An 11513-nucleotide genomic window follows, 5' to 3' on the forward strand; every position below is an offset into this window, starting at 1 on the left:
ACCACGGACGCCGCGCCGGGCAAACTGCACAGCGTTCCGGCACTGCCTCGACCGTAGGGATCAAGGGAGTTGACGGTACGGATCCGCCTGCGCGGGGGACAGGCGGATTTCGGTCGTCCCGGGTCAGGGACCCGTGACGGGAAACAGCAGGCAGCTGCTCGTGGCGTGCGCGAGCAGCCGGTCCTTCTCGTCGAGCAGCTCGGCCTGCGCGAGGGCGGTGCGCCGTCCGCCGTTCAGGACGGTGCCGACGGCGCGGATCCGGCCGGTGTCGGCCGTGACCGGCCGCAGGAACTTCACGCTCAGATCGAGCGACGTGTATCCCATGCCCTGCGGAAGCGTGGACTGCACCGCGCACCCGGCCGCGGAGTCGAGCAGGGTGGCGTAGACCCCGCCGTGCACGCTGCCGATGGGGTTGTAGTGCTCCTCCCCCGGTATCAGGGAGAACACCGCGCGCCCGTGTTCCACCTCGTCGAGGGTGAAGTTCACGGTGGCCCCGATGGGCGGCGCGGGCAGGCGTCCGGCCATCAGTTCCCGCAGGAATTCAAGACCTGTGGACCGTCCTACGGCGGCCGCCGAGACCTCCGGGTCCTCCCACTCGTACGTACGTGACCGTCCCATGCGGCGCTACCTCCCAGGCTGGCTTCTTGAAAAGAAGCTAGATGGACTCGCAGCTGACTGTCAATGACAGAGCCAGGTGGTTAGGGTGGCGGCATGGAATGGCTCGACGTGAGCACGGAGAACTGTCCGGTCCAGAGCACGCTCGATCTCGTCGGCGAGAAGTGGACCCTGCTGATCCTTCGGGACGCGTTCATCAGGGTCCGTCGCTTCGACGACTTCCGGCGCCATATCGGGCTCTCGGACGCGGTGCTGTCCGACCGGCTGCGCAAGCTGGTCGCGGCGGGCATCCTGACGACCGTGCCCTACCAGCAGGCGGGGAGCCGCACGCGCCACGAGTACCGGCTGACGGGCAAGGGCCGCGATCTGTGGCCGATCCTCATGGCCCTGCGGCAGTGGGGCGAGACGCACGCGGCCGACCCCGAGGGCCAGGTCCTGGACGTCCGGCACACCGAGTGCGGCGCGCCGGTGCGGGTGGTGGTGGAGTGCGACGGACCGCACGGCGCACTCGCACCGACCGAGGTGACAGCCGTTCCCGGACCGGCGGCCCGTCCCGTACGAAGTCCGCTACCGCAGTGAGTGCCTGGGCGACGCGGCACCGACAGTGAGCGAGGTGCCGTCGCCCCGGTGGACGGTGGCGGTGGTGAACAGGGGTGCGGTGCGGGTGAGTTGGGCGCTGCCGGGCACCTCGGGGTACAGGCCCAGGCTCGCCCACACCGCCCAGGACGACATGGCACCGAGATCGTCGTTGCCGACGAGTCCGCCGGGCGCGTCGGTGAACAGCTTGGCCAGCGCGCGGTGGACGACGGCCTCGGCGCGTTCGGTGTGGCCGACGTGGGTGTACGCCCAAGGGGTCCCGAACGAGGGCTCGTTGCCGAGGTAGGCATAGGGCTCCGAGGCGCCCGCGTTGAGGCTGCTGAAGAAGGTGTCGAGGCGGGCGGTGACAGCGGCGTCGCCGCCCATGGCCGCGAACAGCCCCGGCAGGTCCTGCGGAACCATCCAGGTGTACTGGGCGGCGTTGCCCTCCACGTACTCCGTCTTCTGCGCCGGGGTGAAGGCCGGCCAGGTGCCGTCGGCGGCACGGGGCTGGATGTATCCGGTGGCGGGGTTGAAGAGGTTGCGCCAGTTCCCGGAGGACCGCAGCAGGGTGTCGTACGTGGTCAAGTCGCCGAGCCGGTGGGCGAGTTGGGCGAGCGCGTAGTCGGCGACGGCGTACTCGAGGGTGGTGGAGACCGAACCCCACACCCCCTTGGTGCCGGCGGGGACGTAGCCGAGGGTGTCGTACTGCTGGTGTCCCGGGCGCTGGCGGTTGTCCTGGCGGTCCGCGAGGGCCGTGCGCAGCAGGGTGGTGGCATCGAAGTCGGTGCCGCCGAAGGCGTGGATCGCGGACGCGATGGCGGGCAGCGGGTCGCCGACCATGACGCCGCTGCCGCCGTTCGCGAGGGTCCAGCGGTCGAAGTACCCTGCCTGGAGGCCCTGGTTGAGGACGGACTGCGCGATGTCGGAGGCCTCGCGCGGGGCGAGCAGCGCCAGCAGTTGGACCTGGCAGCGGTAGACGTCCCAGCCGGAGAAGTCGGCGTACTGGACGTGCCCGGCGCGGGTGCGGTGGACCAGCCCGTCCATGCCGGTGTAGCGGCCGTCGGTGTCGCTGAACACGCTGGGGTGCAGGAGGGCGTGGTAGAGGGCGGTGTAGAAGACCCGGCGCTGGGTGTCCGTGCCGCCGCCGACGGTGACGCGGTTCAGCCACTGGTTCCAGTCGGCGCGCACGGCCTGCCGGAGGGTGTCGTACGACCGCGCCTTCTGCTCGGTGAGCGCGTTGCGGCGGGCGCCGTCGACATCGACGAAGGAGATGCCGACCCGTGCGGTCACCGTACGGACCCCGGGGGCGAAGGTGACCATGGCCGCGCCGGCTTTCCCGTCCGGGTGGGCGGACTTGGCGAAGGGCTGGTCGAAGGTGGCGTGGAAGTAGAGCCGGTAGCGGTTCTTGGACTTGCAGAAGGCGCCGCTGTCGCTGTACCCGGACAGGGTGTCGGTCCCGATGTCGACCGATCCGGTCGCCGCGGTGAACGCCTTGGCCGCGTCGATGCTCACCGCGGCGGGGCGGGTGTCGCTCGCCGGGTAGGTGAAGCGGGCGATGCCCGAGCGCTGGGTGGTGGTGAGGTCGGTACCGATGCCGTTGTCGAAGGTGACGTGGTAACTGCCGGGCGCAGCCTGTTCGTTGGCGTGCGAGAACGTGGCGTACGCTGGCGGTGCGGTCTCCTGCGTGGGCATGAAGGGGACGTTGCCGTAGGCGGCGCAGCCTGCTCCGGAGATGTGCGCGAGGCCGAAGCCGCGGATGCGGTTGTCGCCGTAGGAGTAGCCGCCGTGCTGGTAGGTCACCGTGTCGGGGCTCCACTGCATCCCGCCGAGCGGTGCCGAGGCCCCCGGGAAGGTGTTGCCCGCGCCGCCGCCGTGGCCGAAGTCGGGGCCGCCTGGGGCGGTGCCGACGAACGGGTTGACGTACCGCGCGAGATCGTCGACGGCCCGGGGGCGGGGCGTGCCGTCGGCCCGGACCGGGGCGGCGGCGGCCGTTCCGGACGCCACGAGCACCGAGGCCGCCAGTACGGCCCGAAGCAGGGGAAGTCGCACCACGTTTCTCCAGCCAGTCAGGGGACCCGCCGCCGCGCGGCGCCGGACCGCGAGTGTCCCCAACGCGGCTCCGGCTCCCCGGCCGCCACACCCGGCCGGCCGCGAGGACCAGCCGGTCGGGTCAGCACTCCCCCGCCTGTCGCAAAGGCGGGGACCGGGAGAGAAAGCAGGTGCGGACCGTGGGCGAATGATGATGGGGTGACCCGGTGACAGCTCACGACGAGACGCGGGCCCTACGACCGCTGACCCTGGCCTGGGTGAATCGGCAGCTCGGCCCGGGCGAACGGATCGTCGGCACCGAGGCGCTGCACGGCGGTATCACCGCCGAGATGCGGCGGCTGACCGTCGCCGCACCGGACGGGGGCACCCGTGCCCTGGTCCTGCGCAGCTTCGTCGACCCGTACTTCGTGGAGCACGCCGGGGATCTGCTGAACCGCGAGGCCGATGCCCTCGCCCAGCTCGCGGAGACCGACGTACCGGCTCCAGGACCGGTCGCGATGGATCCGTCCGGCGCGCACTGCGAGTACCCCTCACTCCTCATGACCCATCTGCCGGGCCGGACGGTCTTCACCGACGAGGGTCTTCAGGCGCGTGTCCCGCTCCTCGCCCGGCAACTCGTGGCGATCCACGCGCTCGACCCCGTCGACCGGCCCGAGCACTACCAGGCGTGGACGACCGCCGACGCCGTCGTCCCGGCGCAGGGGGCCGACAAGGCGGCGTGGGCCGCGGCCATCGACGTGATCCGCAAACCCGCGCCGCCCTTCGAAGGCCGGTTCATGCACCGGGACTTCCACCCCGGCAACGTGCTGTTCGACGTGCCGTCCGACGGCTCGGCGGGGCTCCGTATCACCGGGGTCGTCGACTGGGTGCAGAACTCATGGGGGCCGGCGGACCTCGACGTGGCGCACTGCTCCACCAACCTCGCGCTGCTGCACGGTCCGGCCTGGGGTCTGCGGTTCGCCGAGGCGTACGAGGAGGCCGGCGGGGTTCTGGCGTCGGCGTCGGGCGAGCGGCTGTACTGGCTGCTGTTGGACGCGCTGGCATTCGCCGGGGAGGTGGGACCCGTGGTGCGGCCATGGCAGGAGGCGGGGAGGGTGGAGCTGACGACGCGGGCCGTGGAGGAGCGGCTGGACGCCTATGTCATCTCCCTTGTGGACGCGTTGAGTTGAGCCCGCCCGATGCCGGGCTTGACCGCACCGGGTACGAGGGGCGCGGCGGGGACGCTGACTGCCTTCTCCCGCAGCCGAGCGCCTTCCGCCGGTTCGCCCGTCGGCGTTCAATCGCTGCTCAGTACTCCTCCGCTGCTCAACGCTCCTCGACACCCCGGACGATTCGGCTGATGCGGTCGACCAACTCCGGTGCCCGCTCGGACTGTTCGTCGAGCCACTCGCCGAGGCGCTCCTCGACGGCCTCGGCGACACAGATCCGCACCTCGGCGTTGCCCAGCAACTCGCGTGTGGCGCCGAGGAATTCAGGGTGGTCGAGCTTCACCGACACGACCGCCGTGAGCCCCTCGACGAACCGGTCGGCGCGGGCACCGAGGTCGGACCCGGCCCGCAGTCGTTCCCGCGCGAACGCGGTGACCGCGGCCACCACTCCGTCGCGCAGGCCGTCCACGTGCGAGCCTCCCTCGCGCGTGGCCCGGCTGTTGGCGAAGCCGCGTATCCGCGTCTCGTCGAAGCCTCGCCACAGCAGGGCCACCTCCATGGTCCCGGCCATTCTCGCGTCCTCCCACTCGAAGCCGAAGACGTCCGGCTCCAGCGCCGTGCCCGTCTCCGCGTAGAGGGCGGCCACGAAGTCCCGTACTCCGTCCGGGAATTGGAACAGCACCCGCCGGTGTCCGTACGCCGGGCGTTCGTCGGTCAGCGAGATCGCCAGACCCCGGTTGAGGAAGGCCAGTTGCCGGAAGCGCTCCGCCAGCACGGAGAACGAGCACCGGGTCGTCTCGAAGATCTCGGTGTCGGGCCAGAAAGAGACGGTCGTCCCGCTTCCGGTCGCCGAGCCCACAGTGACGGACGGGTCGACCTCGACACCACGCGCGTACTCCTTGACCCAGCGGGTTCCCGCGCCCCGCACTTCGGCCGTCAGCCGACTCGACAGGGCGTTGGCGACGAAGAGCCCCATGCCGAAGTCGGAGACGACCTCGGTGCGCCGGCCACCGGGCCTGGGACCGGCGTAGAAGCTGGTCAACTCCCTTTCGAGAGCCGGGGCGTCGGCCTCCACGTCCCCCGCCCCGTCGTCGGCGACCCGTACTCCGCCGTCGGACGTGAGCGTGACGTCGACGGAGTGTGCGCGGCCGTCCAGGACCTCGGTCACGGCCCGGTCGACGACATCCAACACGAGGTAGTGCAGGCCGCGTTGACCGGTCGATCCGACATACATGCCGGGCCGCTTCCGTATGGCTTCCCCGCCCTCCAGCACCTTGATGTGCGTGGCGTCGTACTCCATGCCCTCGGCACTCACGAAGACCCCTCCCCTGGTGTTCGGCAGATCACCCCAGCGTAGGCCGAATCGGGGAAAACACCAGGTCAGAGCCATTTCATGGAGGCCCAGGACGGGCGGGTGCGGGCGTGCCGGGATGCGGGTGGCGGCGCTGTCGCACACCTCACCCGGAAGGCGTCCGAGGGCCCGCCGAGGCCGCGTACGACCCCATTGTGGACGCCCCCGAGGGCCCCAATTCCGTTCTGTGGCAAGCGATTTGAGAACGGACCGGCTACGGTGGACGGCCGGTCCGGCGGGTTCTCGGGCCACCGGGGGCGGAGCCGGTCGGGGGAAGCCGTGGCGGGGGAAGGAAGGCCGATGCCGGAAGCCGGTCCGTTCGCGCCGGAAACCGTCGTGGTGGCGCAGCCGAAGCGTTCACGGTGGCGCAGGTACACGGGCCCCGCGCTGGCCGTGTCCACCGTGGAGGGGACCCAGCTCGCCCTGCTCAAGCACACCGACGACACGAACTCCCTTCTCACGGACACGTCCGGCAGGTTCCTCGTCCATATCAACAGGCGTGCCTCGTACGGGCAGTTCGGGCCGGTGCGGTTCCGCTTCACCGACGTCACGGATCGGGAGATCGGCACCGCCCGTACCCACGGACTCGTCAAGAACCGGCAGTTGAGCCTGCGGACGGAAGGGGGACGTCCGCTCCTCCTCACCCGGCGGGGTTACACCTCAACCGAATGGCAGCTCACGGAGACCGACCCGGAACAGGGCCCGGCGCCGGAGATTCTCGGCCGGGTCACGGTGAGCAGCATCGACGCGGTGCTCGGTCTGCAGCAGTACGTCGTCGAGACCGATGCCCGTCTGGACGCCTCCGAACGGCGCACCGTCATCCTCGCGGTCGTCGGTCTGCACCTGGTCCGCCGGCCTCCGGGCGACCACGGCACGTCCGCTTGAGAGGTGCGGTGCGCCACGTCACCGAGCCGGATCCGGCCGGTCCCGCACCGTCATGCCTACGGTGCTGCCAGTTCCGCCAGTTCTGAGTCGAACAGCAGCGCCGGGTCGAATCCCATGCCCGTGAAGTGGCCCGCGAGTTCCAGCGACAGCACGCCGTGCAGGCGGGTCCAGCAGGTGAGTGCGCGGTGCAGGGCCGCGGGCGGGGCGGGGTGGTCGCCCGCCCAGTGCCGGTGGGCCGCCAGGTCGACCTCGAACGGTGTCAGGGGAGCATCCGCGGGCAGTCCCGCGCTCGCGTCCAGCAGGGTCCCCATGATCTCGGACGCGATCCCGGTGACGTCGTCCGGTGCGTGGTAGCCCGGGACGGGTGTGCCGTAGATGAGGAAGTAGCGCTGCGGGTCGTCGAGGGCCCAGGCGCGCAGCGCATGGGCCAGGCCGGGCAGGTCGGTGCCGGACTCTGCGGCCGCGCGGAAGGCGTCGGCGAGGCTTCGGTACGCGTCCCGGATGAGCTCGGTGATCAGGTCGTCGCGGCTGGCGAAGTAGCGGTAGAGGGCGGGCCCGCTCATGCCCATCCGCTTGGCGATCGCGTTGAGGGAGAGCGCGGAGGCGCCCGCCGTACCGATCTGCTCCCGCGCGTGTTCCTTGATCTCCGCGCGCACCTGGTCGCGATAGCGCTCGCGCGGGGTCTTCGTGCCCGTCTCCGCCATGGCCGACCGCCTCCCACACCTACTGGACTACATGCTCAAGTTTCAGTTAGAAGCTATCACGATTGCACTTGACGACCCCTTCTCGCGTGAGTTACAACTTATAACGAACACGAAAGCCCGTAGCTCACCGCAGAGCGCAGTGGAGGTCGCCATGAACAACACGGACAGCACGCACAGCACCGCAGACGCACTCGTCGAGGTCGTCCTGCCGGGCAGGGTGGAGCCGGAGGGCCTGGAGGTCCGGCAGGGAGCCGTGCCCGTCGCGGGCCCCGGCCAGGTCGTGATCCGGATGGAGGCGACCGGGATCTCCTTCGCCGAGCAGCAGATGCGCCGCGGCAAGTACTACGACCAGCCCCCGTTCCCCTTCGTCCCCGGCTACGACCTGGTCGGCACCGTCCTCACCACCGGCGCGGGCGTCGAGCCGGGCCTGGTCGGCACCCGGGTCGCCGCGCTGGTGAAGGTCGGCGGCTGGGCCAGTCATGTGCTGGTCGACGCGGCCGATGTGGTGCCGGTGCCCGAGGGGATCAGCGCGGCCGAGGCCGAGACCGTGGTCGTGAACGGCATCACCGCCTGGCAGATGCTGCACCGCAAGGCCCGTATCCGGGCCGGCCAGACGATCCTGGTGCACGGGGCGAACGGCGGAGTCGGCACGGTCCTGGTGCAACTCGCCCACGCGGCGGGCGTGCACGTGATCGGCACCGCCTCCCCGCGCCACCACGACACCCTGCGCGCTCAGGGCGTCGAGCCCATCGACTACCGCACCCCGGACCTCACCGCACGCGTCCGCGAACTCGCCCCGCGCGGAGTGGACGCCGTGTTCGACCACGTCGGCGGCCCGGGCATCGTCCGTTCCTGGCACCTGCTCGCCCCCGGCGGCACGCTCGTCTCCTACGGCAGCGCCTCCACCCGTGACGACGAGGGCTCCAAGCAGGTGCCCGTGCTCAAGCTGCTGGGCCGGGTCTGGACGTGGAACGCGCTGCCGAACGGCCGGCACGCCTACTTCTTCAACGTCTGGGCCGGACGGGCCCTGAGCAAGAACCGCTTCCGGGCCCGGCTGAGTGCCGACCTCACCCAGGTCTTCGCGGCCCTGCAGCGCGGTGAGGTCAACGCCCAGGTCGCGGCCCAACTGCCGCTCGCCCGCGTCGCCGACGCCCTGCGCCTGGCCGAGTCCGGCACGGTCGCCGGCAAGGTCGTCCTGACACCGTGACGTGCCGGTCGCTCAATCCCCCACTCCCCCGCCCGTGTTGAGAGGCCTTGCCATGACCACCGTCCCGTCCGCCCGCACGCTCCGACGTCACCGCACCCGGCTGCTCGTCCCGGCGGCCCTCGCCGTCCTGCTCTGCACGGCCACGACGGCCACCGCCTCGGACACCACCGCCCCGGACACCGCGCAGAGGACCACTGCGGCAACGATCACGGATGTCCGGAGCCACCACGACGGCGCGGGAAGAACGGAGGCGATGCTCGACGACTGGCTCCGGCTGTGGAACGGCGACTTCGACCGCGCGCCGGGCATCATCTCCCCCGCCTTCCGGGTCCACGCCGCCCTCCTCGACGGCGGTGACGGCAGCTCGATCCGGGGTGTCGACGGACTGGTCGCCTGGATCGCGCAGACACGCGCCGCGTTCCCCGACCTCCGCTTCACCGAGCAGGTCGCCCCACTCGTCGACGGGCGCTACGCATCCATACGGTGGACGGCCACCGGCACCTACGCCGGCGGCTTCCCCGGCGCCGGGGCCGACCCCGGGACGGTGGTCACGTTCACCGGTACGGACACACTCCGTATGCGCGACGGCAGGTTCGTGGAGTACTGGGTCAACACCGACACCCTCCAACTCCTCACCCAGCTCGAGGTGTTGTGATGGCAAGACGGTCGCGATGACAGGGCGACGGTCAGGCGCCCCACGCCTCGACATGCGCGAGGACGTAGTCGGCCAGCTCGGCCGGCTGGAGGTTGAGGGCGGCGACTGCCGGACGGTTCAGCGCGACCCTGACCGGTTCGAAGTCGCCCGTGTCGGGGTCGTCGAGCTCGGGACCGTGACGGCGCTCCAGGTCCATGTCCAGCAGATCGGCGAGGAAGTAGTGCTGGACGACGGTGCTCGTGCCGTGTGCTTCGGTCAGGGTGAGGAACTCGGTGGCGGGGCCGATCGTGGCGCCGATCTCCTCCATCGCCTCGCGCCGCAGCGCCGCCTCGAGGTCCGCGTCGGCGGGTTCCACGCTCCCGCCGACGGTCGTGCAGTACGCGTCGCCGCCCGGCCAGCCCCGCTTCAGGAACACCAGATGACCGTGGTCGAGCAGCACGACACGCGCTTTGTGACGGACCCTCATGGGCGGAGCCTAGGGGACGAGTTCCCAGTCCTGCGAGCCGTCCGTCGCCGCGTTCTGGAGGGTCAGCGCGGTCCCGGCGGACGCACCGGTCAGGTACAGGTTCGTGTTCTTGACAGACTGCAGTCGGTAGAACCCGTCACTGGTCTTGATGAGGTTCCAACTGCCGGTGGCGCTGTTGTCGACCCACTGGCCGATCCGCTGGCCGACCGTCGCGTTGCCCGTCCAGATGGCCGCCGCCCGGCCGCCCGACTTGTTCAGCAAGGACACTCCGCCGTTCGGCTCGGTGACCACGTGCCAGTACTGGGTGTCCGGGTTCGCCGCGGAGCCAGGGGCCTCCAGGACGACATCGGGAACGTCGCCGTTGCCGATGTTCGCGTCATTCGTCCTGTTGCCGGTCCCGATCACCTGGTCGGTCTTCCGGTTCACCAACTGATAGTAGGCACCGTCCGATTGGCCGAGGTCGACCTCGGCGTAGGCGATGGTCGAGATGCCCTGGTTGTTGAGGATCACGATGCGGCCGGTGCCGTCGACATACTGCAGGTCGCGGCTGTATCCGGCCTGCGAGGTGGTCTGGTACTCCTTCCAGACGCCGTCGCTGCGTCCGCTGTCATTGACCCAGACGTTTCCGCTGCCGGCCGCGTTGTAGACCAGGCGTCCCCCGGGCAGCCTGATGACGACCGGGCTGCCGCCCGCCGCGAGCGCGTGGGAGCCGGTGTCGACCGGCAGCGAGGTGATGGCCGTGCCGGTGGCCGAACCGGCGTAGAACCGCAGCGGGTTGTCGGCGACCACATACCGGGTGTTGGCCCCGCCGCCCCAGTACTCGAAGGTGAGCAGCCACTTCCCGTCCGTGGTCCGCACGACGTTCGCCATGCCCGGCCGCCCGCCACCGATCTCCGTCTTGCCGCCGCCCATGCTCTGCGTCAGCCCGGCGATGTCGACGACGGCCGAACTCCACTCCGTGCTACGGCCGTCCCAGGTCTTGTGGGCGAGGATCTGGCCGTGCGAGTCCGTGGCGGTGTCGTTCGCGGGGTCCAGGGTCGGAACACCGGTGGTCGCGTTGAAGCCCGTGTAGTCGTTCTCGTCCGAGTAGTAGCAGACGAGTTGGCCCTTGTAGACCATCAGGTACGGCTCCCAGACGGGGTCCACCTGCTGGTGTGCGTTGGCCGCGGCGACGTTCTGGCCGATCGCGCCCGCGCTGCCGCCCTGCCAGCCCCCCGTCGCGATGACATTGACGATCTTCCACGACGCGCCCTGGTCGGTACTGGAGTACAGGGCGATGGCGAGGTCGCTCCGGTCGCCGTCGTTGGAGGGCGTCCAGTTCGGGTCGGCCGCCTTGTGCTCCCTGTAGTACTGGTCGTCGCCCGACACGACACTCGCGAGGAGCAGCGTGCCCTGCTTCAGGTCTCCGACGTCCTGCGGGAGTGTGTAGAGGTAGGGGTTGGTCCAATTGCTCGTGTACTTCGCGTACTTGGCGTCGCTGGAGAGGTACGCGGGAGCCTTCACCTCGGACAGCGGCTGCCAGCTCGTCCCGTGGTCGTCGCTCTTGTAGACGGGGAGCGTCTGTCCGTCGGCGCCGCCCGTCGCCGGTACGACGGTGGACTTCTCGAAGGACGCGACCAGCCGCCCGTTCGGCAACTGGGCCGACTTCGGGTAGACGGCGCAGTTGCCCCGCCCCTTCAGGCACGGTTCGTTGCCGAGCTGGTAGAGGACTCCGCCGGTCGGGTTGTAGGCCTGAGCACTCGTCGCCATGGGGATCGCCAGCATCGCGGCGGCCCCGACGAACGTGCCCAACGCCCTCACTGCTCTGCTTCTTTGCACAGCTGCTCCTTCGAGTCGTTCTCTGTGTCCTGCTTC

The 11513-nt window shown here is 70.4% G+C and carries 11 protein-coding genes; 5 read left to right on the top strand and 6 right to left on the bottom strand.

Features of this window, described 5'->3' with window-relative positions; all coding sequences use genetic code 11:
- Positions 1–123 precede the first annotated feature (123 nt).
- Positions 124–618, bottom strand: a complete 495-nt coding sequence (locus JHN63_RS11830) for a PaaI family thioesterase (RefSeq protein WP_200679500.1) — start codon at positions 616–618, stop codon at positions 124–126.
- A gap of 93 nt (positions 619–711) precedes the next feature.
- On the opposite strand from JHN63_RS11830, the gene JHN63_RS11835 reads away from it, so the two are divergent.
- Positions 712–1194 (top strand): helix-turn-helix domain-containing protein, encoded by a 483-nt coding sequence (locus JHN63_RS11835; protein ID WP_200679502.1) that lies wholly within the window; start codon positions 712–714, stop codon positions 1192–1194.
- Here the strand turns inward: JHN63_RS11835 and JHN63_RS11840 are convergent.
- Positions 1183–3243, bottom strand: coding sequence for a GH92 family glycosyl hydrolase (locus JHN63_RS11840; RefSeq protein ID WP_200679503.1), 2061 nt, complete (start codon positions 3241–3243; stop codon positions 1183–1185). The genes JHN63_RS11835 and JHN63_RS11840 overlap by 12 nt on opposite strands.
- A 206-nt stretch (positions 3244–3449) precedes the next feature.
- Between JHN63_RS11840 and JHN63_RS11845 the strand changes: the two genes are divergently transcribed.
- Positions 3450–4412: an aminoglycoside phosphotransferase family protein gene (locus JHN63_RS11845; protein WP_307781871.1), complete on the top strand. Its 963-nt coding sequence runs from the start codon at positions 3450–3452 to the stop codon at positions 4410–4412.
- A gap of 136 nt (positions 4413–4548) precedes the next feature.
- On the opposite strand, the gene JHN63_RS11850 is transcribed toward JHN63_RS11845, so the two are convergent.
- Positions 4549–5706, bottom strand: coding sequence for an ATP-binding protein (locus tag JHN63_RS11850; protein ID WP_307781872.1), 1158 nt, complete (start codon positions 5704–5706; stop codon positions 4549–4551).
- A 336-nt stretch (positions 5707–6042) separates the two neighbouring features.
- Between JHN63_RS11850 and JHN63_RS11855 the strand changes: the two genes are divergently transcribed.
- On the top strand, positions 6043–6627 hold the full coding sequence (locus JHN63_RS11855; RefSeq protein ID WP_200679504.1) for a hypothetical protein: 585 nt from the start codon (positions 6043–6045) through the stop codon (positions 6625–6627).
- Positions 6628–6683: 56 nt separating this feature from the next.
- On the opposite strand, the gene JHN63_RS11860 is transcribed toward JHN63_RS11855, so the two are convergent.
- Entirely contained in the window at positions 6684–7331 is a 648-nt protein-coding gene (locus JHN63_RS11860; protein ID WP_200679505.1) for a TetR/AcrR family transcriptional regulator, read from the bottom strand.
- 151 nt (positions 7332–7482) lie between these two features.
- Here JHN63_RS11860 and JHN63_RS11865 point away from each other — a divergent pair, with 151 nt between their 5' ends.
- Positions 7483–8538, top strand: coding sequence for a medium chain dehydrogenase/reductase family protein (locus tag JHN63_RS11865; RefSeq protein WP_200679506.1), 1056 nt, complete (start codon positions 7483–7485; stop codon positions 8536–8538).
- Positions 8539–8590: 52 nt separating this feature from the next.
- Positions 8591–9193: an ester cyclase gene (locus JHN63_RS11870; RefSeq protein WP_200679507.1), complete on the top strand. Its 603-nt coding sequence runs from the start codon at positions 8591–8593 to the stop codon at positions 9191–9193.
- A gap of 31 nt (positions 9194–9224) precedes the next feature.
- On the opposite strand, the gene JHN63_RS11875 is transcribed toward JHN63_RS11870, so the two are convergent.
- Positions 9225–9659 (bottom strand): NUDIX domain-containing protein, encoded by a 435-nt coding sequence (locus JHN63_RS11875; protein ID WP_200679508.1) that lies wholly within the window; start codon positions 9657–9659, stop codon positions 9225–9227.
- Between the two features lie 9 nt (positions 9660–9668).
- Positions 9669–11423, bottom strand: a complete 1755-nt coding sequence (locus JHN63_RS11880; protein WP_200679541.1) for an RICIN domain-containing protein — start codon at positions 11421–11423, stop codon at positions 9669–9671.
- Positions 11424–11513: the final 90 nt, after the last annotated feature.

It is taken from the genome of Streptomyces sp. MBT65 (genome assembly GCF_016612545.1).
In the GTDB taxonomy this organism is placed as follows: Bacteria; Actinomycetota; Actinomycetes; order Streptomycetales; family Streptomycetaceae; genus Streptomyces.

Bases quoted from the DNA above. Each gene is read 5' to 3' on its own strand.
- JHN63_RS11870 (WP_200679507.1), top strand. From the start codon at position 8,591: ATGACCACCGTCCCGTCCGCCCGCACGCTCCGACGTCACCGCACCCGG.
- JHN63_RS11830 (WP_200679500.1), bottom strand. From the start codon at position 618: ATGGGACGGTCACGTACGTACGAGTGGGAGGACCCGGAGGTCTCGGCG.
- JHN63_RS11875 (WP_200679508.1), bottom strand. From the start codon at position 9,659: ATGAGGGTCCGTCACAAAGCGCGTGTCGTGCTGCTCGACCACGGTCAT.
- JHN63_RS11865 (WP_200679506.1), top strand. From the start codon at position 7,483: ATGAACAACACGGACAGCACGCACAGCACCGCAGACGCACTCGTCGAG.
- JHN63_RS11855 (WP_200679504.1), top strand. From the start codon at position 6,043: ATGCCGGAAGCCGGTCCGTTCGCGCCGGAAACCGTCGTGGTGGCGCAG.
- JHN63_RS11860 (WP_200679505.1), bottom strand. From the start codon at position 7,331: ATGGCGGAGACGGGCACGAAGACCCCGCGCGAGCGCTATCGCGACCAG.
- JHN63_RS11880 (WP_200679541.1), bottom strand. From the start codon at position 11,423: ATGCTGGCGATCCCCATGGCGACGAGTGCTCAGGCCTACAACCCGACC.
- JHN63_RS11835 (WP_200679502.1), top strand. From the start codon at position 712: ATGGAATGGCTCGACGTGAGCACGGAGAACTGTCCGGTCCAGAGCACG.